The sequence below is a fragment of the Vibrio rarus genome (assembly GCF_024347075.1).
Lineage (GTDB): Bacteria > Pseudomonadota > Gammaproteobacteria > Enterobacterales > Vibrionaceae > Vibrio > Vibrio rarus.
The window spans coordinates 1955632-1979040 of sequence record NZ_AP024900.1 but is presented as its reverse complement, the minus strand read 5'-3'; the positions used below and the strand labels follow the sequence as shown (position 1 = coordinate 1979040).

Annotated in this window: 22 protein-coding genes and 1 tRNA gene; 14 read left to right on the top strand and 9 right to left on the bottom strand. The window is 43.4% G+C overall.

Annotated features, from left to right (window positions below):
* Positions 1–84: 84 nt before the first annotated feature.
* Positions 85–1818 carry an arginine--tRNA ligase gene (gene argS / locus OCU56_RS08960; RefSeq protein WP_261872889.1) on the bottom strand — a complete coding sequence of 578 codons (1734 nt, stop codon included), beginning with the start codon at positions 1816–1818 and terminating at the stop codon, positions 85–87.
* 206 nt (positions 1819–2024) lie between these two features.
* Between argS and OCU56_RS08955 the strand changes: the two genes are divergently transcribed.
* Positions 2025–2609: a VOC family protein gene (locus OCU56_RS08955; protein ID WP_261872888.1), complete on the top strand. Its 585-nt coding sequence runs from the start codon at positions 2025–2027 to the stop codon at positions 2607–2609.
* Between the two features lie 16 nt (positions 2610–2625).
* On the opposite strand, the gene purU is transcribed toward OCU56_RS08955, so the two are convergent.
* Positions 2626–3459 (bottom strand): formyltetrahydrofolate deformylase, encoded by an 834-nt coding sequence (gene purU, locus OCU56_RS08950; RefSeq protein ID WP_261872887.1) that lies wholly within the window; start codon positions 3457–3459, stop codon positions 2626–2628.
* Between the two features lie 234 nt (positions 3460–3693).
* Between purU and OCU56_RS08945 the strand changes: the two genes are divergently transcribed.
* From OCU56_RS08945 to rnd, 6 genes are all read left to right on the top strand, one after another.
* Positions 3694–5616 (top strand): ATP-dependent DNA helicase, encoded by a 1923-nt coding sequence (locus tag OCU56_RS08945; RefSeq protein WP_261872886.1) that lies wholly within the window; start codon positions 3694–3696, stop codon positions 5614–5616.
* A gap of 39 nt (positions 5617–5655) precedes the next feature.
* Positions 5656–6363 (top strand): tRNA (adenosine(37)-N6)-threonylcarbamoyltransferase complex dimerization subunit type 1 TsaB, encoded by a 708-nt coding sequence (gene tsaB / locus OCU56_RS08940; RefSeq protein WP_261872885.1) that lies wholly within the window; start codon positions 5656–5658, stop codon positions 6361–6363.
* A 33-nt stretch (positions 6364–6396) separates the two neighbouring features.
* Complete coding sequence (locus OCU56_RS08935; RefSeq protein ID WP_261872884.1) at positions 6397–6942, top strand: Slp family lipoprotein; 546 nt, start codon at positions 6397–6399, stop codon at positions 6940–6942.
* A 2-nt stretch (positions 6943–6944) separates the two neighbouring features.
* On the top strand, positions 6945–7787 hold the full coding sequence (locus OCU56_RS08930) for an alpha/beta fold hydrolase (protein ID WP_261872883.1): 843 nt from the start codon (positions 6945–6947) through the stop codon (positions 7785–7787).
* Between the two features lie 130 nt (positions 7788–7917).
* A complete protein-coding gene (fadD, locus tag OCU56_RS08925; protein WP_261872882.1) occupies positions 7918–9582 on the top strand; it encodes a long-chain-fatty-acid--CoA ligase FadD in 1665 nt (554 codons plus the stop codon).
* 108 nt (positions 9583–9690) lie between these two features.
* Positions 9691–10827 carry a ribonuclease D gene (gene rnd / locus OCU56_RS08920; protein WP_261872881.1) on the top strand — a complete coding sequence of 379 codons (1137 nt, stop codon included), beginning with the start codon at positions 9691–9693 and terminating at the stop codon, positions 10825–10827.
* Between the two features lie 144 nt (positions 10828–10971).
* Here the strand turns inward: rnd and minE are convergent, their stop codons facing one another.
* From minE to minC, 3 genes are read right to left on the bottom strand one after another with little or no spacing between them, the layout of a single operon-like run.
* Complete coding sequence (gene minE / locus OCU56_RS08915; RefSeq protein ID WP_261872880.1) at positions 10972–11232, bottom strand: cell division topological specificity factor MinE; 261 nt, start codon at positions 11230–11232, stop codon at positions 10972–10974.
* A gap of 6 nt (positions 11233–11238) precedes the next feature.
* Positions 11239–12051 (bottom strand): septum site-determining protein MinD, encoded by an 813-nt coding sequence (gene minD / locus OCU56_RS08910; RefSeq protein ID WP_261874799.1) that lies wholly within the window; start codon positions 12049–12051, stop codon positions 11239–11241.
* Between the two features lie 11 nt (positions 12052–12062).
* Positions 12063–12725 carry a septum site-determining protein MinC gene (gene minC / locus OCU56_RS08905; RefSeq protein WP_261872879.1) on the bottom strand — a complete coding sequence of 221 codons (663 nt, stop codon included), beginning with the start codon at positions 12723–12725 and terminating at the stop codon, positions 12063–12065.
* A gap of 178 nt (positions 12726–12903) precedes the next feature.
* Here minC and OCU56_RS08900 point away from each other — a divergent pair, with 178 nt between their 5' ends.
* Complete coding sequence (locus tag OCU56_RS08900; protein ID WP_261872878.1) at positions 12904–13191, top strand: YcgL domain-containing protein; 288 nt, start codon at positions 12904–12906, stop codon at positions 13189–13191.
* Between the two features lie 21 nt (positions 13192–13212).
* The gene (locus OCU56_RS08895; RefSeq protein ID WP_261872877.1) at positions 13213–14214 is read left to right on the top strand and encodes a lytic murein transglycosylase; all 1002 of its coding nucleotides are present in this window, start codon (positions 13213–13215) and stop codon (positions 14212–14214) included.
* A gap of 40 nt (positions 14215–14254) precedes the next feature.
* On the opposite strand, the gene folD is transcribed toward OCU56_RS08895, so the two are convergent.
* Positions 14255–15109 (bottom strand): bifunctional methylenetetrahydrofolate dehydrogenase/methenyltetrahydrofolate cyclohydrolase FolD, encoded by an 855-nt coding sequence (gene folD / locus OCU56_RS08890; RefSeq protein WP_261872876.1) that lies wholly within the window; start codon positions 15107–15109, stop codon positions 14255–14257.
* A 200-nt stretch (positions 15110–15309) separates the two neighbouring features.
* On the opposite strand from folD, the gene OCU56_RS08885 reads away from it, so the two are divergent.
* Both OCU56_RS08885 and OCU56_RS08880 read left to right on the top strand, forming a co-directional pair.
* Positions 15310–15386 (top strand) — tRNA-Arg (locus OCU56_RS08885).
* A 673-nt stretch (positions 15387–16059) separates the two neighbouring features.
* Complete coding sequence (locus tag OCU56_RS08880; protein ID WP_261872875.1) at positions 16060–16710, top strand: hypothetical protein; 651 nt, start codon at positions 16060–16062, stop codon at positions 16708–16710.
* A 53-nt stretch (positions 16711–16763) separates the two neighbouring features.
* Here the strand turns inward: OCU56_RS08880 and OCU56_RS08875 are convergent, their stop codons facing one another.
* From OCU56_RS08875 to OCU56_RS08865, 3 genes are read right to left on the bottom strand one after another with little or no spacing between them, the layout of a single operon-like run.
* Complete coding sequence (locus OCU56_RS08875) at positions 16764–17216, bottom strand: MarR family winged helix-turn-helix transcriptional regulator (protein ID WP_261872874.1); 453 nt, start codon at positions 17214–17216, stop codon at positions 16764–16766.
* Positions 17188–18204 carry a DUF2955 domain-containing protein gene (locus OCU56_RS08870; RefSeq protein WP_261872873.1) on the bottom strand — a complete coding sequence of 339 codons (1017 nt, stop codon included), beginning with the start codon at positions 18202–18204 and terminating at the stop codon, positions 17188–17190. Before OCU56_RS08870 ends, OCU56_RS08875 begins: the two co-directional genes overlap by 29 nt.
* A gap of 9 nt (positions 18205–18213) precedes the next feature.
* Entirely contained in the window at positions 18214–19263 is a 1050-nt protein-coding gene (locus OCU56_RS08865; protein ID WP_261872872.1) for an HlyD family secretion protein, read from the bottom strand.
* A gap of 374 nt (positions 19264–19637) precedes the next feature.
* Here OCU56_RS08865 and OCU56_RS08860 point away from each other — a divergent pair, with 374 nt between their 5' ends.
* The 3 genes from OCU56_RS08860 (at position 19638) to OCU56_RS08850 (ending at position 23310) form a co-directional block, all read left to right on the top strand.
* Complete coding sequence (locus OCU56_RS08860) at positions 19638–20612, top strand: transposase (RefSeq protein WP_261872871.1); 975 nt, start codon at positions 19638–19640, stop codon at positions 20610–20612.
* Between the two features lie 458 nt (positions 20613–21070).
* Positions 21071–22462 (top strand): TolC family outer membrane protein, encoded by a 1392-nt coding sequence (locus tag OCU56_RS08855; protein WP_261872870.1) that lies wholly within the window; start codon positions 21071–21073, stop codon positions 22460–22462.
* A 92-nt stretch (positions 22463–22554) separates the two neighbouring features.
* Positions 22555–23310: a SapC family protein gene (locus tag OCU56_RS08850; RefSeq protein ID WP_261872869.1), complete on the top strand. Its 756-nt coding sequence runs from the start codon at positions 22555–22557 to the stop codon at positions 23308–23310.
* Positions 23311–23409: the final 99 nt, after the last annotated feature.

Below are 23409 nucleotides of genomic sequence, written 5' to 3'. Positions count from 1 at the left end.
TCAATAGGTGAAGGCAACGCAAAAAAAAAGGATCTGCAGTCAGATCCTTTTTCATCTCTATATCGTGGCTGATTTAGTCGGCTATTACATGCGCTCTAGAGTTTCAATACCCAGTAGAGACAAGCCTTGCTTGATGGTTTTTGCCGTTAACGCAGCCAATTGTAGACGGCTTTGTTTTACCGCTTCCTCTTCTGCCACAAGAATTGGGCACGCTTCATAGAAGCTAGAGAATTGACCTGCAAGTTCAAACAAGTAGCTACACATAATATGTGGTTGACCTTCACGCGCTACAGACTGAACGGCTTCTTCAAACTGCATGAGTTTAGAAGCAAGGGCTTTTTCTTTTGCATCAGTGATGATGATATCACCTTGCAGGTTATCCATAGATACGCCCGCTTTAGCAAATACAGAAGCCACGCGAGTGTAGGCATATTGCATATATGGAGCAGTATTACCTTCAAAGGCCAGCATGTTGTCCCAATCAAAGACATAATCGGTTGTGCGGTGCTTGGAAAGATCGGCGTATTTAACCGCCGCCATTGCAACGGTTGTCGCAATCGATTTTTTCTCATCTTCCGCAAGTTCAGGGTTTTTAGACTCAATCAGTTTTTGTGCACGTTCTTCTGCTTCATCAAGAAGATCCACAAGACGAACTGTACCACCGGCGCGAGTTTTAAATGGACGACCATCTTTACCAAGCATCATACCAAAGGCGTGGTGCTCAAGAGAGATCTCCTCTGGTACATAACCGGCTTTACGAACAATAGTCCAGGCTTGCATTAGATGCTGATGCTGACGTGAATCGATGAAGTAAAGAACGCGATCCGCCCCCAGTTCTTCATAACGGTATTTAGCACACGCAATATCGGTCGTGGTGTATAGGAAGCCACCATCGCGTTTTTGCACGATAACACCCATAGGGTCGCCATCTTTGTTTTTGTATTCATCAAGGAACACCACTTGCGCGCCGTCATCTTCTTTAGCTAGGCCTTTTTCTTTTAGGTCAGCAACCACGTTTCCTAGCATATGGTTATATTGGCTTTCACCCATGACATCATCACGAGTTAGTGACACGTTGAGACGGTCGTAGTTAAGTTGGTTTTGCTTCATGGTGATATCCACCAGCTTTTTCCACATATCTACGCAGAACGCATCGCCACTTTGCAATTTAACTACGTAGCTACGAGCTTTAACTGCAAACGCTTCGTCTTCGTCGTAGAGTTTTTTAGATTCGCGGTAAAATCCTTCAAGATCGGACAGTTTCATAGAAACTTCGCCGTCTTGCTGTTGAATACGCTCTAGGTTAGCAATGAGCATACCAAACTGAGTACCCCAATCACCAATGTGGTTGGCGCGGATCACTTTATGGCCTAAAAACTCAAGAGTACGAACCACAGCGTCACCAATGATGGTTGAGCGCAGGTGGCCAACGTGCATCTCTTTAGCCACGTTAGGGGCAGAGTAATCGGCTACGATTGTTGTCGGTGCTTCTGCGGTGACGCCAAGACGAGGATCAGCCAGTGCTTCTTTTGCTGATTTAGCTAGGAAGTCTTCGCTAAGGAAAATATTGATAAAGCCAGGGCCGGCGATTTCGGTTTTGCTCGCAATGCCGTCAAGGTCTAGGTGCTCAAGCACTTTTTGAGCAAATTCTCGAGGGTTTGTACCTAGTCGCTTTGCTACGCCCATTACGCCGTTAGCTTGATAGTCACCAAACTGAGCTTTTGCCGATTGACGCACGGCCGCTGGACTGCCTGCTGGGGCGCCCGCTGCTTCTAATGCTTGAGATACTTTGTCGTTGATAAGTGCTTGGATATTCACACGCAATTCCTTCAATTCAAGGAGTGTCAAGAAAGCGAAATAAGTGCTTTCGTGCCGTAGTTCACAAAAATGGGGGTAATGATAACAAGTTAATGGCCAATCTAAAAGCATTCGACCCTGTCACTTTGTCAATTATTCAGTAGCAAAACTCGGCGTAGTCGGTAAACTTTTGTCAAAACCTCGATAAATGACAAAAGAGCAGAAAAATGGAACCTTTATTGGCTGCCGGTCTTCATCCACAGCAGATGCTAGAGCGCGTGCAAGAGTTTGCCTATCACATAGAGCGGTTAGGGCAGGAGTTAGGGCTAGATCTTACCCAGTATCAAGCGGACCATATTGCGTTGCGCATTAACGATTATGATTTAGCGGTCTTGGCCCATCAAGCCTGGCTAGAGCACGCAACGACCTTATCTGAAGCCAATATTAATGGCAGGCCAATAGTGGTGATGGCGTTTAACACGCCCATTAAAGTGGGGGCTTGGTCTATTGAGTGCTTGGAGTTGCCGTACCCAGCTGCAGGGAAAACCTATCCTAAGCAGGACTGGGAGCACATTGAATTTGTGATTCCATCTGCCAAAGAGTTGGCCGATGAGTATTTACACGATTTGCTACAACGATTGCCGAGTTTTAATCCAAGTGGCGATTGCAAAATGAAACTGTCGAGCCCAAAGGGAGAGGGGGAGCGCCTTGCTAACCCAACGATTGCATTTAAAAAGGAGGGTGTGTGCATCAAGCTGCATCCTCACTCTTTAAAGCGCATTGTTGAATCAGAGCAAGGCAAAGGGGCTTAGGAGCCCCCAATCTCTGTTATAGAATGACCGTCTTGTTGCCGTACACAAATACATGGTCATTGACCACTTTGTTAAGGGATTTACTCAATACATTTTTCTCTACGTCACGGCCCGCTTGCGCCATATCTTGCGCGCTAAAGTTGTGATCCACAGGAATAACGTCTTGCTTAATGATTGGGCCTTCATCTAAGTCATTGGTCACGAAGTGCGCGGTAGCACCAATAATTTTCACGCCACGTTCAAAGGCTTGTAAATACGGCTTAGCACCAATAAAGGCTGGCAAGAAGCTGTGATGGATATTGATAATGCGATCTTGATAATGCTCCACAAAGCTTGGGGTCAAAATGCGCATGTATTTTGCTAAAACCAAATAGTCAGCATCAAAGCTATCAATGGCTTGTTGAACTTGCCGTTCATGATCTTCTCGACTGAGGCCTTCATGGCTCACATGACGAAATGGGATATCGAACTTATCAACCAGTGGCTTTAACACATCGTAGTTACTGACCACGGCAGTAATCTCAACGTTGAGACTACCATCAAAGGTTTTCATCAGAATATCACCTAAGCAGTGCGATTCTTTAGTGACTAAAACAACGATTTTTTTCTTGCTAGAATCCACCAGTTTTTTTTCGGCGTTGCTTGGTAAAGCTAACTGCAAGTCTTCCATAAACACGCGGTCATTAAAATTGCCTTCAAGCTCAGTACGCATAAAAAAGTGGCTGCAGGTATTGTCTACAAATTCATTATTATGAATGATGTTCAGTTGATGCTTATAACAAATGTTGGTGATCTTGGCGATCAAGCCTGGTTCGTCTGAGCAATGGGTGAGGAGGGTCTTTCTTTCCATGATGACTCTTTGGTTACTAATAAGTGATGAAAAATGATGAGCTTAGACAGTATCTAATTATTCTCTTTCTTGCAAATTCAAGTGCTTAGAGAGTTTGTGCTGGCATGTATCTCGCAACGCGGAACATAGCCGAGCATCCTTGCTTATGCACACATTGCGTGACGGCCATTGGTATCAGTGACAAAAGCTGACATAATTATTTTTCTCCCTATAAACCTATGCTAAGGGCAATTTTTGAAAATCAGTAGCGTGTTCTCAGCCGACGGTGCATTGGGTCAAACCATTTCCGGCTTTCAGCCTCGTGATGAGCAAACCATGATGGCCGAGCGTGTCTACCACGCCATTCAACAACAGCAACCATTGGTGATAGAAGCGGGGACAGGTACGGGAAAAACTTTTGCTTACCTTGCTCCTGCTCTGCTCAGTGGTAAAAAAACCATTGTCTCTACTGGGTCTAAAAACCTGCAAGAACAACTGTTTCATCGAGACTTACCGTTAATGAAAGCGGCCCTTGGGTTTATGGGGCGTATTGCGCTGTTAAAGGGGCGAGGGAACTATTTGTGCTTAGATAGGTTGAGTCGGCAAATAATAGAAAGCCACAGTCACTCATCGGATCCGCAACTGCTTAGCCAGTTAGTGAAAGTGCGCTCTTGGTCTTCGTCTACCCAAAGTGGTGATTTAGGTGAGTGCGAAGATTTAGCCGAAGACAGTAAAGTGATTCCAGATATCACCTCGACCAATGAAAACTGTTTAGGCAAAGATTGCCCAAGTTTTGCTGAATGTTTTGTGTTTAAGGCCAGAAATAAAGCGTTACAAGCGGATCTTGTGGTGGTGAATCATCATTTGTTTTTGGCGGATATGGCCGTTAAGGAAACAGGATTTGGTGAACTGCTCCCTGAAGCAGAAGTGTTTATTTTTGATGAGGCACATCAGATCCCGGATATTGCAAGCCAATATTTCGGTCAATCAATGAGCTCTAAGCACATTGCTGATTTAGCGAAAGATATTGAAATAGGTTACCGCACTGAAGCAAAAGATATGCGTCAATTGCAAAAAGTGGCAGAGAAATTAACCAGTTCGGCTGCGCAAATGCGCCTAGCATTAGGTGAACCTGGCTTTCGTGGCAATTGGCGCGATGCCTTAAAAAATCCTAATCTACAACGAGAAATAGAGCGCTTAAATGACGCGCTACAGTTGTGTCGAGATGTACTAAAAATGGCGCTGGGTCGCAGTCAACTTTTGGATACGGCCTTTGACCGTACCACTCAAATTCACAACCGCTTAACCCGCGTCTGTGATACATCCATTATGGGGTACTCCTATTGGTTTGAGTGTACGCCTCGTCACTTCTCCCTTAACATTACGCCACTGTCGGTAGCCAATAAATTCCAACAACAAATGGATGAGCACGGTGGCAGTTGGATTTTTACCTCAGCCACGCTGTCTGTATCCGGTGATTTTCAGCACTTCACCTCGCGCTTGGGCTTAAAAGACCAACAGAACTTGGCTCTGAGTAGCCCTTTTGATTTTCAAACCCAAGCAAGGTTATGCGTACCTCGCTATTTGCCTGAGCCGAACAGTGCACAAATGGCACAACATTTAGTGACGATATTAACCCCGGTTATAGAGGCCAATAAAGGGCGTTGCTTTTTCTTATGCACTTCTCATTCTATGATGAAAGATCTCACCGAGCGCTTTCGCCAGCGACTGGATTTGCCGGTATTAATGCAAGGTGAGAGCAGTAAACAAGCGTTGCTGAAAGAGTTTACTCAGTTAGGAGATGCGTTACTGGTGGCAACGGGCGCATTTTGGGAAGGCATAGATGTTAGAGGTGACGCGTTAAGCTGTGTTATTATTGACAAATTACCGTTTACGCCTCCCGATGATCCGCTGTTAAAAGCGCGCATTGAGGATTGTAAACTCAATGGGGGTGAACCGTTTTATGAAGTACAACTTCCCGACGCCGTCATTGCACTGAAGCAAGGGGTAGGGCGGTTAATCAGGGACACAAGTGATAAAGGGGCATTGATTATCTGCGATAATCGCTTAGTCACCCGTGACTATGGAAAAATGTTTTTATCTAGCTTGCCACCGATACCGCGTACGCGCAGCGTCTCAACCATTATCCATTTTTTGCAGTCTTCGATGAGCAAATAACATTGAGACTCACATGCACAACGAATAACAGAGAAACCGATGAAAGCAAAAATATTAGCACTCGATACCTCAACGGAGTTTTGCTCTGCCGCCATCATGATGGACGGAGAAGTGTTATCTAAAGGGGAATATGCCCCCCGTGGCCATACTAGCAAGATCTTACCTATGGTAGATGAATTGTTAGTAGAGGCGGGCGTTAAGCTTACCCAATTAGACGCTTTAGCCTTTGGCCGTGGTCCGGGCAGTTTCACTGGCGTGCGTATTGGTATCGGTATTGCTCAAGGACTGGCCTTTGGTGCTGACTTGCCTATGCTAGGCATATCAACACTGCAAGCCATGGCGCAAGGTGCATACCGTACTACGCAGGCCCAACATGTTGCTGCCGCCATTGATGCACGTATGAGTGAGGTGTATTGGGGACGCTTTAGTCGTCAGTCCTCAGGGGAATGGCATGCAGATGATAATGAGTGTGTGATCCCTCCTTTGGAGTTAGCCCATAAAACGGTGGACGATGAGCGCATTTGGACTCAAGTGGGTACCGGTTGGGAAGCCTACGCCGAAGAACTGAAATCACTGCCACTGCCACTGCAACGCACCGAGAGCGGGGTGCTTTATCCCGAATCTCAAGATATTGTGGTCTTGGCGCAACATGAATTAGTACACGGTAATCAAATCAGTGCGGAGCAAGCATCTCCGGTGTATTTGCGTGATAAAGTGGCTTGGAAAAAATTACCCGGCCGAGAATAACCGAACGCAGCTTGGCGTCCGCTGGAGGGCAGTATGCACAAAGTGTTAATGACATTGCTATTTACATCACTACTCACCGCTTGTAGCTCTTTGCCCGAGACACTGGTCTCAAGTAAAAAGCCACTGGTTACTGAGTATGAAACATGGGTTAATAGTGAGCCGAATGCCGTGCAGGAAGTGCGCTTAGGTGGTGTGATTGCGAAAGTGAGTAACTTACAGCACAAAACCCGTCTTGAGTTGGTGAACTTGCCTATTGGCAAAGATGGCAAACCAGATATTAATGTGGAACCCCAAGGACGCTTTATCGCTTATGTGGACGGATTTATTGACCCGTTAACCTTTGCTGAGGGACGTTTAGTTACCGTGTTAGGGCAACCGAATGGCAATGAAACCGGTAAGGTTGGCGAGTTCGACTATCGCTTTCCAGTTTTGCAGGTCACGGGCTACCATTTATGGCAAATTCGTGAGCAAATTATTGTGCAAGACCAGCCTATGACTCGTTTCCCTTGTCGCTCGTTATATTGCCGAAATGTGCATTATGGGCCAAGCAAAGGACATGTTGTGCAGAGCGTTGAATAGACATGTTCAGTGAACGCCGTTTTGCATTGACACAAGGAGTGATAGCCGCCCTTAGTACAGCCCCTACACAACCGGTTTGCACTGTGTTATTTGTGCATGGCTGGCTAGATAATGCCGCCTCGTTCACCCCACTTATGCAACAGATGCAAGAGCAGTTTCCACACGCTCAACTGCTGGCCATTGATCTTCCAGGACATGGATTAAGCTCTCATGCTACCAGTGGTTATTACCCATTTCATGACTATATCGATACGTTGCATCAAGTTATTTTACAGCTTGAATCTGAGCAACCGTTAGCCATTGTGGGCCACTCCATGGGGGCGCTTATCGCCAGTTGTTACTGCGCAGCCTTTCCTGAATATGTGGAGCATCTTGTCCAAATTGAAGGCTATGGCCCACTATCAGAAGCCCAATGTCACAGCATTGAACGCTTAAGAAAAGGGGTGCAAAGTCGGCATCGTTTAGCAAATAAGCCACCGCGTTACTTTAACAGTGTCGAGGCGATGGTGGCGTTGCGCGCCGCCAGATATAATCTCCCCCCTGAAGCCGTCACTCCTTTAGTGATGAGAGACAGTCACCGCACCGATAAGGGGTGGCAGTGGCGTCATGATATTAAGTTAAAAGCGAGTTCCCTTTACCGAATGTCGGAACAGCATGCACAGCAGGTAATAGACGCATTACCCAGTTCTAATTTATTGATTATTGGAGACAAAGGGATGGCCCATTTATCAGAGCGTAGCCGCGCTAAAAGTAACACGCTTACCGTTGCAGGGGGGCACCATTGTCATATATCGCAAGCTTTGCTTGTTTCTACAGCGATAATTGAGTTAATTTCATGCAGTTAATGAGCTTTTGTGAGCTAGATTTAAATGTGTTTCAAAATCCCGACTATTCTGTAATAGAATCGTAATAACTCAAATAAATTCAACCTGATAGTTGTATATGATCTACGGCTATTTTTTCAGGAGTAAAAACGTGAATAAACCTTGGCTCTCTCGATACCCTTCTGATGTACCAGAAGTGATAGACCCTGACAGCTATCCATCTCTCATTGAGATGTTTGAAAACAGTGTTCAGAAATTTGCAGATCAACCGGCCTTCCTCAACATGGGTTCGGTGATGACGTATCGTAAATTAGAAGAAAGAAGCCGTGCTTTTGCCGCCTATTTGCAAAACGAATTAAAACTTAAAAAAGGTGACCGAGTTGCCTTAATGATGCCTAACTTACTGCAATACCCTATTGCATTGTTTGGCATACTACGCGCAGGGTGTATCGCCGTTAATGTTAATCCCCTTTATACCCCGCGTGAACTTGAGCATCAACTTAATGATGCCGAAGTAGAAACCATCGTTATCGTATCTAATTTTGCCAATACCCTAGAGCAAGTGGTGGATAATACTTCGGTGAAAAACGTGGTATTGACCAGTCTGGGACAAATGCTACCGACGGCCAAAGGCACGCTGGTGGACTTTGTGGTGAAATATGTGAAGGGTATGGTGCCAAAGTATGACCTTCCGGGAGCCATTTCCTTTAAACAAGCCTTGCGTAAAGGCCGTCGTTTACAGTATGTGAAACCGTTTATGAGTGGCGAAGATATTGCCTTTTTGCAATACACGGGGGGAACAACCGGTGTGGCGAAAGGTGCGGTGTTGACGCACCGTAATATGGTTGCCAATGTCCTGCAAGCCAAAGGTGCGTATGCGCCTAAACTGGTAGAGGGTAAAGAGCTCGTGGTGACCGCTTTGCCTCTGTACCATATTTTTGCTTTAACAGTGAATGGTCTTTTATTCTTAGAATTAGGTGCGAGTAATTTACTGATCACTAACCCTAGAGACATTCCTACCTTTGTTAAAGAGCTGAAAAAGGCTCCGTTTACCGCAATTACAGGGGTAAATACCTTATTCAATGCTTTAGTCAACAATGAAGACTTCCATGAGTTGGACTTTAGTAAGTTAAATCTTGCTGTCGGTGGTGGCATGGCCGTGCAAAAAGCCGTGGCCGATGAATGGAAAAAAACCACTGGAGTTTTCTTACTGGAAGGTTATGGCTTAACCGAATGTGCACCATTGGTGTCAGGTTGCCCTCACGATATGGTTGACTACAATGGCTCCATTGGTCTACCTGTGCCATCAACAGAAGTACGCGTAGTGGATGATGAAGGCAACGTGCTAGCAAATACCGAAGTGGGAGAGCTACAAGTACGTGGCCCACAGGTGATGCAAGGATATTGGAAACGCCCAGAAGCCACTCGAGAAGTGATTACTCAAGAGGGATGGCTTTCCACTGGTGATGTGGTTAAGTTTGATGATGAAGGCTTTTTGCACATCGTTGATCGTAAGAAAGACATGATTTTGGTGTCGGGTTTCAATGTGTATCCAAACGAAATTGAAGATGTGGTGGCACTACATGGTAAGGTGCTTGAAGTGGCTGCCATTGGTGAACCGCACCCAGTATCAGGTGAAGTGGTTAAGATTTGCGTAGTGAAACGCGATCCGTCTTTGACAAAAGAAGAGTTAATAAGTCATTGTCGTGTCCACCTAACAGGTTATAAAATACCTAAAGTGGTCGCGTTTATGGATGACCTTCCTAAGACGAACGTAGGTAAGATTTTGCGTCGCGAATTACGTAGCAAAGCATAATCTGATAAATCGGCTTCGACACACCGATATTGAGCAAAAGCCCTTACTGAGTAGGCGCGTTAGCGAATGCAAAGTAGGGGCATTTTTAATTAAGGTAAAGAGAGTATTTTGAATTATCAAATAGTGACAGACACTGAAACTCTGGCACAGGCGTGCACACAGGCACGACAGAAAGAAGCGGTCATGTTGGATACCGAATTTGTCCGGACCCGAACTTTTTTCCCACAGCTTGGTTTAGTGCAAATGTATGATGGCGAACTTCTTAGCCTGATTGACACCACTGTCATTGACGATATCACGCCAATCGTTGAGCTTTTTCAAGATCAGAAGGTGCTGAAAGTTTTGCATGCCTGTGGTGAAGATCTAGAAGTTTTCCAGCACCACTTTCAAAGCGTGCCAACGCCGATGGTGGATACGCAAGTGATGGCGGCATTTATTGGTCATGGCTTGTCCACCGGATTTGCCAGTTTAGTCAATGAATACTTGTCGGTTGAACTGGATAAGAGCGAATCGCGCACCGATTGGTTAGCCAGACCCCTTACCGAGAAACAGCTTAACTATGCGGCTGCCGATGTTTTTTATCTATTGCCGATGTTTGACAAGTTGCATGGCTTATTACAAGAGTCGGGTTGCTGGCAGGATGCACTGCAAGAGTCGGAACGCCAAGTGTCAAAACGAATTCGTCGTCATGATCCTGAAATGGCGTATCTTAATATCAAAGGTGCATGGCAACTATCAGCCAAGCAGTTGAGTGTATTAAAACCACTGGCGACTTGGCGTTATGAAACGGCAGTACGTAAAGATTTAGCCCTTAACTTTGTGTTTAAAGAAACGGATCTCTTAACTGTTGCTCGCTTTAACTTAACCTCAAGTCGTGAAATGGAGCGTCAGCAGTGTGATGTGCGTTCAGTGCGTCGCTATAGCGCGGTCATTGCAAATATTGTACGTAACGCACAGGGTACGGCAGAAGAGGATTGGCCAGAAAAAATTGAACGTTTAGTCGATTTACCTAACTACAAACAAACGTTTAAAGCCTTAAAAGACGAAATGAATAAGGTATTGAAAGCATCGCATCTGGCACCTGAATTTTTAGCGTCTAAGAAGCAGATCAATCAATTGATCTCTTGGGTTTGGTGTAAAAATCAAGATCCACAGTCTACTCCTGATCTCATGCAAGGATGGCGTAAGCCCTTGCTAGGGGATAAACTGCTTAAAAAACTAGGTGATACCCATCGTACTAAATAACCGGTTATTCTAGCTTGTTAAAATACTCGATAACTGCGCTATTTCTGATCACTTACTTAGTGTGATTGGTCTTAATTAAAAGCATAACAAAAAGGCGATAAGTACAAGATACTTATCGCCTTTTTTATCATTGAATGAAAAACGCTACTCTTCTTCTGGGAGTTTAACGTTTAACTCAAGTACGGAAATATCATCATCTTTTTGTTCAAAAGAGACATTCACCATATCTGGGTCCACTTCAATATATTTACTGATCACTCTAAGGATATCAGCCTTCAACTCAGGAAGATAAGAAGGGGCTGGATCATCATGGCTACGACGCTCTGCAACAATAATTTGTAAGCGCTCTTTTGCTAAATTAGCCGTAGATTTCTTTTTGGGACGAAAAAATTCTAGTAGGGACATAGAGCATTAACCTCCAAATAGACGTTTAAAGATGCCTTTTTTCGGTTCAGTTAAGAAACGAAACTCAATTTGCTCCCCGAGTAGACGCTCAACAGTGTCATGATACGCCATACCAGCATCAGACTGGTCATCAAAAATGACAGGAACACCTTTGTTAGATGCGTTCAGTACCGCTTGGCTTTCAGGAATCACACCTAATAGGTTAATGTGCAAAATCTCTTCTACATCATCAACGCTGAGCATTTCCCCTTGGGTGACGCGGGCAGGGTGGTAGCGAGTAAGCAATAGGTGTGTTTGCACAGGCTCAAGGCCTTGTTCTGCACGTCGAGACTTAGAGTCAAGGATGCCTAAAATACGGTCTGAATCGCGAACAGAAGAGACTTCTGGGTTAGTGGTGACTATGGCTTCATCAGCAAAGTAAAGGGCCATCAATGCCCCTTGCTCGATACCGGCTGGAGAGTCACAAATAACAAAGTCAAAACCCATCTCATCCAGATCATTTAATACTTGCTGGACGCCGTCTTTGGAAAGGGCATCTTTATCACGGGTTTGTGAGGCAGGAAGAATAAATAAGTTTTCGGTGCGTTTATCTTTTATTAGTGCTTGATTTAGCGTGGCTTCACCGTTGATAACGTTAACGAAATCATAAACAACGCGACGTTCACAGCCCATAATTAGGTCGAGATTTCGCAAACCGATATCAAAGTCGATAACAGCGGTTTTCTTGCCCTTTAGCGCAAGACCCGATGCGATAGCAGCGCTGGAGGTGGTTTTTCCTACGCCGCCTTTTCCTGAAGTAACAACAACAATACGTGCCATCATTTTATCCTTTATTTAATATTTAGAAGGTCGCAGTGTAGGGTTTGGTCCGTCAAACTCAATATCACTTGCTCTCCCCAATGGTGTGATTCTATTTGCTCTGCAAGCCAATAGTTGCCAGCGATGGAAACTAATTCTGCTTGCATGTTATGGCAGATTATTGAGGCCGCTTGCCCACTTGCTCCAGCGAGAGCTCGTCCACGCAAGGTGCCATAAATATGAATACTTCCGTCGGCGATCACTTCAGCCCCAGCACTGACATGGTTGAGGATGATAAGATCGCAATTCTTCGCGTAAATTTGTTGTCCAGAGCGAACTGGATTACGAACAATTTTACTCGGCATAATAGGCTCAGGGGCTTTATCTGGGCGGTTGGTTCCTGTCATCACCGCCAAACCGGCTTCTCGAGCACGTTTTTCTAATTGTTTATCGTTACAATCAGTCACTCCTACGGGTACCATGCCGACATTGATGATACCTTGTTTAAGGAGGGTTAAATCGAGATCTGAGCTAGCCTGAGAGAGATTAATAACCAATGGAGCGGATTTGAAAAAAGCGGGGGCTTTAGCAACTTTCCCGTCTAAGTAACAAATTGCAGATTCGGTACTGTGTTCATGCATATGAAGCACAGTAAGCGGAAAACTGCTTCCTTTTAAATCTGGAGTTTGAGACATCTAACTTAGCCTTGGCATATAATCAAACAGTATTAGGTCATGTTATCTATCATAGAGACAGCCGACAAGTAACTTGTTGTCAAATGTTAGCTTTAGGCCCAAAATCAACCAAACACTTTAAAAGTGACGTTTTCACAGTTTTAACGTCTCATATGAACTCGATAGAGCAAGGTCGTATATGATTTGTGCAATATATAAAAGTAACAAAAAACCGGGGATGTATCTGTACATCACCAAGAAAGATGATTTCTCTCCGGTACCAGAACAATTGATGCAGATGTTTGGTAAGCCAACCATGGTAATGGTGGTCAATCTTGCTAAACGTTCTCTGGCAACCGTAGATGTGGATAAAGTAAAAGAGTCGTTATTAAACGATGGCTTCTTTTTGCAAATTCCGCCACCGGTAGAAAATGAGCTAGAAAGCTACAAACAGCGTAAAAAACAACAAAATGACTCAACCGGTTAATTTAATGGAAATGGAGAAATAATGATAACAGCACTAAAGTGGCCTAAGACCGCTGGACATATACTGTTGGCTAGTAGTTATTTTTTGTCGGTGAATATTCAAGCATCTGAGGCTGAGATGAGTTTTGATGAATATGTCACCACCTTTAAAAGTGAAGCAAGCAATCGGGGTATCAGTGTAAAAACGATCAATACGGCTTTTGCTAATGTGCAGTTTAAACCTCGCGCCGTGTCCGCTGATCGCTCGCAACCGGAGCAAAAAATTACTTTAGATGAGTACATTCCTCGCGCAGTGCCACAGTGGAAGATCAAGCAAGCTCGACAAAAATATCAAAAACACAGAGTAGAGCTAGAGCGTATCGGGGCTGAGTATGGTGTACAACCTCGCTTTATCGTGGCCTTATGGGGTGTAGAAAGCAACTTTGGTGCATTAACCGGAGGCTACAGTGTCATTGATGCTTTATCCACAATGGCTTATGAGGGGCGACGAGAGGCCTTTTTTCGTAAAGAACTGATGGCGGCATTAACCATCTTAGATCAAGGTCATATTAGTGCGAAAAACATGAAAGGCTCTTGGGCTGGGGCAATGGGGCAGCCTCAGTTTATGCCGAGCTCTTTTTTGAACTATGCTGCGGACGGCAATGGGGATGGCAGCAAAAACATCTGGCATAACGAACAAGATGTGTTTGCCTCTGCGGCCAATTATTTAAAACAGGCCGGTTGGAATAATCATTACACTTGGGGGCGACAAGTCACCTTAACTCGCCCCATTGATGCCGCACAATTTGGCTTAAAAAGTGAGCAAGGTAAAACGTTAAGCCAATGGCAAGAGCTAGGGGTACGTGATCTGCAAGGGTATGATCTGCCTAAATTAAATAAAGAAATTAATGCTTGGCTTATCGCGCCAGATTCCCCTTCCGGCAGAGTGTACTTAGTGTATAACAACTATAAAGTGTTAATGGACTGGAATCGTTCGTATTACTTTGGGTTGGCGGTAAGTACGCTAGCGGATGAGTTGAAGTAGGGTAAAACATTGAGCGAGGAAAACCTCGCTCAAACGAAACTTACTTGCCGTATCGTTCACAAGCAATCAGAGTGTTTTCAATTAAGCTAGCTACCGTCATAGGTCCAACGCCCCCAGGGACTGGAGTGATGAAGCTGGCATTTTGTTTTGCTACGTCGTACTCCACATCGCCAATAAGCTTGCCACTCTCTAAACGGTTGATGCCTACATCGATCACAACCGCGCCTTTTTTCACCCAGTGTCCCGGTACAAAATTAGGTTTACCAACCGCCACCACGAGCACATCAGCTTGGCGTACATGGCTTTCCAGATCTTTGGTAAAGCGATGACAAGTTGTGGTAGTACAACCGGCAAGAAGCAACTCTAATGTCATCGGGCGACCAACAATATTAGATGCACCCACAATCACGGCATGCTTGCCATGAGTAGGGATGTTGTAACGTTCTAACAGTGTAATGATACCTTTAGGCGTACATGAACGAAGCTTAGGCATGCGTTGCGCCAGACGACCAACATTGTAAGGATGGAAGCCATCCACATCTTTCTCCGGAATAATACGTTCAAGAATATCCGTAGAATCAATACCAGCAGGTAGCGGAAGTTGAACCAAAATACCATCCACTTCATCATCAACATTCAATTGATCAATCAGAGCTAATAGCTCTTGTTCTGTTGCGGAAGAGGGAAGGTCAAAAGACTTAGATACAAAGCCGACTTCCTCACAGGCACGGCGTTTACTGCCCACATAGACTTGTGAAGCGGGGTCTTGACCAACCAGCACCACAGCCAAGCCAGGAGCGCGTAATCCCGCATCAGTGCGAGCCTTAACACGAGCCTTAACTTCAGAACGAACAGTTTGAGAAATGAGTTTCCCATCAATATTTTGAGCAGTCATGACGATCCCTATTTTATGCGGTTCAACATTTGCGCGCATTGTCGCAGAAAAGAAACACTTTTGCTACAAAGCAAACGTTTGCTTATGATGTTTTATCCATAAAAATCACAGCATTGTCTTTTTTTTCAACACTTAGAAGAAAATGTGAGACAAACTCGTTGACCCACGCCTCTCAACTCGTATAATCCTTTCCCTATAGCGCGCCCTTAGCTCAGCTGGATAGAGCACGTCCCTTCTAAGGATGTGGTCGTAGGTTCGAATCCTACAGGGCGCGCCACATTCTATAAGGCCTGACAGCTTTTCAAGTTGTCAGGCCTTTGTCGTTTTTGGCGTTTGTAGTCAAGTAAGCGCGTGCCTTGGTGATGCCTCATGGACCCATTTGTAGAACGGAGTGTAAATAATTGTGTTTATAGCGAATCAAATTCAGCTACTTTAATCACGATTTATATGCACGATTTATATCGATTTATATGGACACCCATACTAAAGTACCCAGTTTTGTATATTTTCAGATTTAATCTAACTTCCAGTCTGTTAACAGGTAATGCATTCATTTTGAGGATTTATCCGGACACCCACATTAAAGTACCCAGTTTGTATATTTTCAGATTTAACCTAACTTCCTGTTTGCTAACAGGTAATGCATTCATTTCTGATATGTAATCTTGTTATTTACAATGGGTGGCCATGGTCTGTAATAGTCTGAAACAAGTGTGTTTAGTGGGATTAGCAGTCGTGCTGATAAAGTGGAAGTTTTAAGGGTAGGGTGGCCATTAGAGATAGATAGGGTGTTATGTCTATATGACGTGACACTGGCATCTTTGAAAAGACTGATGTTGAGTGGCATTTGGGTATTTTAAATCTGTGCATTGTAAAAATTGATTTTTCATCAACATTTACATGTTATTTATGACGTATGATGCGCATAAAATTGACTTGAAAACGGCATTATGAACATTAAACAATGGCTTATGGTTGGGCTAGTACCTGTCATCTTATCTGGTTGTGCAAATTATATAAGCGCAAGCCAGTACAGTATGGTTGATCCTGATGTTAATTATTCAATGAATGAAAACATAGTAGTGGCAGTGGCTGATAAGTCTGACATTCAATCTAAATACTATGTGAAACCTACCATTGAAGCTTTGCATAAGCGTGGTTTTTTGAATGTGTTTTCCGAGAGCGATGTTAAATCACAAGCCGTGGAAGTTGATGTTGAAGCTTTTGTTAGTGTAAATAAAAGATCACAAACCTATCAATATACCTCTGACGATTATGGCATGGTTGAAACAGGCACAACCCATACTAAATGCAATGCCTCTGGTACTAAGTGTACGACAACTAAAGACAAAAAATTTGGTGTGACCGGTAGCTCTACTAAAACGGGCATACATACGATAACGACGTATAAGCTCAACTTCTGGAATGCGGATGACCGCAGACAAGAATTGCTTACTGAGGGTTCTACTTACAATAATGTTTGTGATACCCAATTTTTATACCAATTTTTAGCCGAGCAAACCATTGCTAGATTAGATCTTAATAAACCAATAGATTATAAGTATACCTTCGAGTTGCCATCTGGGACTAAGTGTCGTTGAGTGTCTGAGCCTTACGCTAAGCTCAGTGATTTATTGTTATTTTTAATTAAGGGCTAATCCACGAAGTGATCGCTGCTAATCAGTTTGGATAACAGCGTTACCAGTTTCTTGGATTCAGATTTACTAAGTTTATCTTGAAATTGCTGAGTAATGTTATTGATGATAGGTGTGCATTGGTTGACCATCTGCTCACCATCAGGTGTTAGCGTCAGTAGTTTCACTTTTTTATTTGTTGCGCTTTTATTCGCGATAATTAAGCCAAATTTAATCCCATTATCAACAAGCCGTTTCGTAACAGAGCGGTTTCTGAGTAAATAATCAGCTAATTGCTGCTGTGTCATTTCCCCTTGTTCATGTAATACACGTAGGGCGCCATACATTTCTAAAGTAATGTTCATTGCACTCATTTGTGTTGAAACATTGCAGCGAAATTGCTTATAAACCAAGCCCATTAAAAACATTGGATTTGTATCTAAGCTATTGATTCCGGTGATTGATATTGGCATTGGATGATCCATAAATAACCCCTTGGCAAATCACTAATATTACTAATACCGTAAACATTAGTTCTCCGCGAAAATAGATATTCTGCAGACCAAGATCGGTAGCAGAAACGTATAATTGTAATGGCAGCATAGTGCCTAACATAGCTTCACTGTGTAATCCTCGAGTGCCACCTCGACTGCCGCTAATCCAGACAGCAATAAGGGTGATTAAGCCACCAAGGCATAGAATATAAATTAAATTATGAATATGTTGCCCAGCTAACAAGCTGATAAAAATCATGACTAATGCGCAGCCACCCACATGTGCAAAAAGACAGTTCCGAATCACCATTTGATAGTGTTCCTCACGGCTTTGTGCCGCGGCAACGATGACCGGCATCATGCAAAAGGTCGCTGAAACCAAATTCACTAACATTAAGAAACCTAATCCTATGCCTAGCATGGTAACAAAAATCAGTCTTTGACGGTAAGTGACTGGTGAGTTAGGCATTTTGGGTGGTGGCATTGACTTTGGTGGTGACAAAAATAAACATACAAAGCGAACAACAACCATGGTTGTTAACATGCTTACTGTCATATCTCGCACCCAATCGATCATCACAAAATGACTTTGTTGAGCAAAAATAGTGACTAAAAACCAGTTAAGTAACGGGATCAAAATAAAGCCTAACTTGCTGGGGGAGTCAGCCCAGCGTCGTGCGCGATCAAATACCCAAAGGCTTATACACCACACAACGGCAGGGTGGGCCGAAAAAAGTTGATTAACTAATAATGCAGCACAAGCCACCAATACAATAGGATAAAAAGCCTTAAGCATACCGGATAATGAATAGTCATTAAGTTTTGTTGCCGCCATAACAGGGAACAAAGCTAAGTAGGCGGCAATGCCAAGTTGTAACCCTATTTGTGCCAACATACCCAGTGACACAATAGAGGAAATCCAGATGACTTCAGGCCAATTAATCGGGCCACGTGTTGAGTGGTTCATTATCAACCTCTACACCAAGTAACGGATTGTTGATAAAAGCCCCATCCAGGCACTTCCTAGAGCACTCCACATTGTGGATTCAGGTTTTACCATAACACTCACTTTGGAACCTGAAAATAAGGTCGGGTCTATGCGGGTCATAGTAATTTGTGTACGTACTTTTTGTTGGTCTCGAATCCAATGATCGTCATTGACTACATGTGCAAGACCATTGTTGTCACTGCTTGCATCATGTATTGCTAGTTCATGCCCGTTCACCTGTCCATCGAAGACTTGGCCGGGTAAAGCATCAAATACCAACCTTACTTGGGCACCCGTTTGTAGGTGATGCATCCCTTTCTCATTAAAGTCTGCATTTACCCATGCACGTTGTCGATCAACAAGAAATAAAATCGGACTACCCGCACCAACATAGCTCCCTTTGTTTAAATTTAAGTTACTGATCACTCCGTCAACTGGCGCGAGTATGGTGGTTTTGGCTAGATTTAATTCAGCCTCAGACACTTTAGCTCGAGCAATGGCAAGTGCACCTGAGTCACTATTTTGTAATAACTCTGCTTGTAGTTGTGCAATTTGAGCTTGTGAGGCTTTTACTGCTTGTTGGCGCACAACCGATTCAGCACGGCTGTTATCTAGCATCTCTTGGCTAATCAGGTGTTTTTTGGATAACTGCAGGTTTCGATTTAGCTTCCTTTGCGCGTTTTCATACTCTTTCTTACGCTGAAGTAAGGCCGCCCGAGAACCATTAAGTTGTTGTTTTTTAGCTAGTAAACGTTGCTTTGCTTGCACGAGAGCAGCGTTAGCTTCTTGCAATGCTAATTGGTAACGGGTTGGATCAAGTTTAACTAACACATCCCCCTTTTTTACTTCTTGTTCATTTTTAACAACCAGTTCTACAACGGAAGCTGAGACTTCAGCAGCAATGCGACTGGTTGGAATATGTAACTGCGCTTGCGTTGTAAAAGGCGCAAGATTATCACTCGCGACTAAAAACACAGCAAAAATAACACTGACCCCAAGAATAAAAGACAATATCCATTGATATACTTTATGCATCATAATGTTTCACCTGCAACAAATTAACGACGGCAATCATAGTGTGTTTATGTTGCACCTGCAACAAAAATTAACGTATCTAGTGTGATAAAAACAAAAGAAATAATTTTCCATATTGAAATCAATAGCATATCAATACACCTATTAAATCAGGCCACCCATGATTAATTTAAGACACCCATGATTAAGTCAAATCAGTAATGCACAATTACATTTGCCATCCATAGCAAATAACACGATCTCAACTATTGATTAATTTAAGACATCCATGATTAAGTCAAATCAGTAATGCACAATTACATTTGCCATCCATAGCAAATAGCACGATCTCAACTATCGACTAAACTTTAGGAAGCCATCAATGCTGGAGTATTCTTATGCCACGTCCTAGACGCACTCAAATTAGTATTGAAGATACACCCTATTATCACTGTTGCAGTCGCGTGGTTCGGCGTGCGTATTTATGCGGTGATGACTCATTTTCTGGTAAAAATTATGACCATAGAAGAGGTTGGGTTGAGTCATTGTTAATGAAATTAGAGGCTATTTTTGCCATCGATGTAGCGGCTTTTGCCGTTATGTCTAATCACTTGCATGTGATATTGCGGATCGATATTGACACTGCCAATAACTGGACAGATAGCGAGGTTTTGCAGCAATGGCATCAACTATTTAAAGGGGATGATCTAACTCATCGGTTTGTCAAAGGTGAGCTAGTGGCACCTGCAGAAATATCGATATTAAAACATACCATTGCGACTTATCGCAGCCGGTTGTGTGATATTAGTTGGTTCATGCGTTGTTTAAATGAACCCATTGCTCGTCAAGCAAATCAAGAGGATAACTGTACTGGTCGTTTTTGGGAGGGGCGATTTAAGTCGCAAGCCTTATTAGATGAAACTGCACTTTTGACGTGCATGGCTTACGTCGATCTCAATCCTATTAGAGCAAAAATGACCGACACTCCAGAGCAATCCGATCATACGAGTATTCAACTTCGCATTAGGGCTGCTATAAAAGGTGAGCAACCGAAAAGTTTATTGCCTTTTAGTGGAAATGAAGTCAATACAAATAACAAAAATCTCCCGTTTTCTCTTAAAGATTATCTAACGTTAGTAGCCGAAACTGGACGTATTATTAGTCATGGCAAACGTGGATTAATGAGTGAGGAAAGTTCTCAATTACTAACAAAAATGCACATTCCAAGTGATAACTGGCTGAAATTAACAACTGAATTTGGTCGGTTGTTTCGTGGTCCGGTTGGGACACTGGAAGAACTCACTTGTTATTGTGAACACCTCGGAAAACGACGACGGCACTTTTCTTGGTGTTGCCAACACCTAGCAAGTTAGTTTTTTATTAACAAATAAAACGCCATTCATAATACCCAATCAAGCATTGGGTGATTTCGTTTTTCTCTATGGAATCGATTTCTTGATTTAGCAATCAAAACTCGACATTTATAACTATTTAAAGAGTATTTTCCTGCCCACTGTCGTCACTGGTGATGAATTCCTGAAGGCATGAGAGTTGATGCCTTTAAATGGTTGTTTTGTTATGGGTGGCTAAATTAAGGTGAGTGGTTGTTTTGTTATGGGTGGCTAAATTAAGGTGGAAATAAGGTGGGTGGCTAGTATTTGAGAATGGGTGGCTGGTGTTTGAGAATAATTATTGTTGCTGGTTGTGTCATTTTGTAAATGATGTGTATACTTGTTGTTAATGTATAAGCCCGCCTTATCGAGTGGGTGCTTGGGTGTGATGTTTTTACTCGATTGATGGATTTGATCGTTTTAAGTGCAGGGATGAAAAAATGATTAGGAAACTGTTCAGCGTGCTAACGCTTGGGGCTTTGGTCTCAAATGCCAGCGCGGAGAATTTGCTCGATGTGTATCAACAAGCATTACAATATGATCCCATATATCGTGCAGGTATTGCTCAGCATGATGCGGATAAAGAGGTGTATGAGCAAGCACTTGCTTTTCTACTTCCTACATTGGACCTTGAATTGAGTCATACCCAGACTTATCAAAAAATCATCAGCGCGGATAACCAGGTTTATCAAACCGGCTCTACCGATTACCCCACCAACGATTTAACTCTTTCCTTAACCCAGTCTATCTATAGTTTCAGTAATTGGGCAGCTTTTTCTCAGTCTGAACAAGATGTTAAACGAGTAGCAGCTGAGCTTGAAGATGTAAGGCAAGAGCTAATGCTACGAGTGGCAAGAGCGTATTTTACCGTACTTAAGAAGCGCGATATTTATTTAGGCATTGATGCAGAAGTGAAGTCACTTCAAGAGTTGAATGAGTTTGTGGGGACGCAAGCGGCTAATGGCCTCGCTAGAAGAACCGATGTGTTGGACTCAGAAGCGCGGTTGCTACAAGCGCAAGCACGTAAAATTGAAATTGGTAACTCCCTACGAGATGCGTTACAAGGGCTTTATGAATTAACCGGAACCATTCCCGCCACATTGTCCACTTTGGGTGACGAGCTGAGCTTAGTTAAACCCGACCCGTATCAAGTTCAAACCTGGATTGAAAACGCTCAAAAAAATAACCCTACTATTTTAGCAAAACAAAGTGCCCTTGAGGCCGCTCGCGAAGAAATCCGCAGCCAGCAGGGGGGACATTATCCTGAACTGGATTTAGTGGCTTCTTATAACATCTCTGAGACTCGTGGTTCATTGTTTGGCGGTGGCAGTGAGTTAGAAACTGCTGATGTAATGATTCGTTTAAAAGTGCCTATTTATGCGGGTGGCTCGGTCTCTTCAAGGGTTCGTGAAACGGAAAGCTTGTATGAAAAATCCCGTAATGAACTCGAGCAGTCGTGGCGACAAACCTCACGAGAAACTCGCGATGCTTTCACTGGCGTCACCAGCTCCATTAGTAAAGTAGAAGCTCTGAAAAAATCAGTAGAAGCGTATGAGTCGGCCGTAGAATTTAAAGAGCAATCCTTTGAATCTGGTGTCACAACAGGGGTTACAGTGCTTGATGCGGTGCGGGATCTTTTCATTGCTCGTACCGAGTACTCTGCGGCCCGCTATGATTATTTGTACAACAATTTACGTCTTAAACGTGCGGTAGGCACATTAACTGAATTTGATTTAGACCAAGTGAATAGTTCCCTACAAGGAAAAGAAGTGTCTACAGATTTACAGGTGTTAAATGAAGATCTGGAACTGTCTCGGTTAACCAAATATTGATTTGAAGTCTAAAGCGCAAGCTTTAGAGGCAACATAGTTTCGGCGTAATTTACTGCGTGCGAAGCAATTTAAAATAGGAAAAGGAGTTCAACGTGGCTACACAACTATTGATTTACGGACAAGTAGAAGCAGTCAATAAGAAGCGCCATCAAAATTGGTCGATTAAGGCTGAGAATAATTATGACTTTGCGAAAAAGGTCAACTCAGTGCCCTTGATGGCAGCGGAGTTTCCACATGCTGCTCAGGATTATTCTATTGTATTTGCCGGAGAAGGAAAGCAGTTGCTCCCCGTGGTTGTTATGGGGATCAAGCAAGACGAAAATTTATATGTGAACGATCAAGGGCAGTGGGTAGCGAAATATATTCCTGCTTTTGTCAGACGCTATCCCTTTGTTTTTGCAAGCACAGACGAAGAGAAAACACTCACCTTGTGCCTTGATGAGTCTTATGCGGGTTGCAATCAGCAAGATAAAGGTGAGCGCTTATTTGATTCTGATGGTGAGCAAACCCAGTACTTAGAAAAAGTATTGAGTTTTCTTCAAGACTACCAAAATCATTACCAACGCACCCAAGCATTTTGTAACAAACTGGTCGAGCTTGATCTGTTTGAAGATATGGGGGCGAAGTTCACTCTACCTACAGGCGAAGAACGCACTTTAACAGGCTTTAAAGTGATCAATAAAGAGAAGTTAAAAGCCTTACCCCAAGAGGCGTTATCTGCGCTGTTTGCCACAGATGGGCTAGAGCTTGTGTACTTGCATCTGCACTCGTTGCGAAACCTCAATAAGATGTTGCAGAGCGAACAACCAATACAAAGTCGAGCAGATGAGCATGGTAGCGTTCATTAAGCTCAGTCTGCAATTTAGCAGAACAAAAACAAGTAATAAAATGGATAGCACAGCTCTTTGAGCTGTGCATTTTTGCTTTTTGGTGGTTAAAAAAACCAC

Bases quoted from the DNA above. Each gene is read 5' to 3' on its own strand.
- minD (WP_261874799.1), bottom strand. From the start codon at position 12,051: ATGGCACGTATTGTTGTTGTTACTTCAGGAAAAGGCGGCGTAGGAAAA.
- tsaB (WP_261872885.1), top strand. From the start codon at position 5,656: ATGAAAGCAAAAATATTAGCACTCGATACCTCAACGGAGTTTTGCTCT.
- OCU56_RS08855 (WP_261872870.1), top strand. From the start codon at position 21,071: ATGATTAGGAAACTGTTCAGCGTGCTAACGCTTGGGGCTTTGGTCTCA.
- OCU56_RS08930 (WP_261872883.1), top strand. From the start codon at position 6,945: ATGTTCAGTGAACGCCGTTTTGCATTGACACAAGGAGTGATAGCCGCC.
- folD (WP_261872876.1), bottom strand. From the start codon at position 15,109: ATGACTGCTCAAAATATTGATGGGAAACTCATTTCTCAAACTGTTCGT.
- OCU56_RS08935 (WP_261872884.1), top strand. From the start codon at position 6,397: ATGCACAAAGTGTTAATGACATTGCTATTTACATCACTACTCACCGCT.
- OCU56_RS08860 (WP_261872871.1), top strand. From the start codon at position 19,638: ATGCCACGTCCTAGACGCACTCAAATTAGTATTGAAGATACACCCTAT.
- minC (WP_261872879.1), bottom strand. From the start codon at position 12,725: ATGTCTCAAACTCCAGATTTAAAAGGAAGCAGTTTTCCGCTTACTGTG.
- OCU56_RS08865 (WP_261872872.1), bottom strand. From the start codon at position 19,263: ATGATGCATAAAGTATATCAATGGATATTGTCTTTTATTCTTGGGGTC.
- OCU56_RS08875 (WP_261872874.1), bottom strand. From the start codon at position 17,216: ATGCCAATATCAATCACCGGAATCAATAGCTTAGATACAAATCCAATG.
- purU (WP_261872887.1), bottom strand. From the start codon at position 3,459: ATGGAAAGAAAGACCCTCCTCACCCATTGCTCAGACGAACCAGGCTTG.
- OCU56_RS08870 (WP_261872873.1), bottom strand. From the start codon at position 18,204: ATGAACCACTCAACACGTGGCCCGATTAATTGGCCTGAAGTCATCTGG.
- OCU56_RS08900 (WP_261872878.1), top strand. From the start codon at position 12,904: ATGATTTGTGCAATATATAAAAGTAACAAAAAACCGGGGATGTATCTG.
- OCU56_RS08880 (WP_261872875.1), top strand. From the start codon at position 16,060: ATGAACATTAAACAATGGCTTATGGTTGGGCTAGTACCTGTCATCTTA.
- OCU56_RS08955 (WP_261872888.1), top strand. From the start codon at position 2,025: ATGGAACCTTTATTGGCTGCCGGTCTTCATCCACAGCAGATGCTAGAG.
- OCU56_RS08895 (WP_261872877.1), top strand. From the start codon at position 13,213: ATGATAACAGCACTAAAGTGGCCTAAGACCGCTGGACATATACTGTTG.
- minE (WP_261872880.1), bottom strand. From the start codon at position 11,232: ATGTCCCTACTAGAATTTTTTCGTCCCAAAAAGAAATCTACGGCTAAT.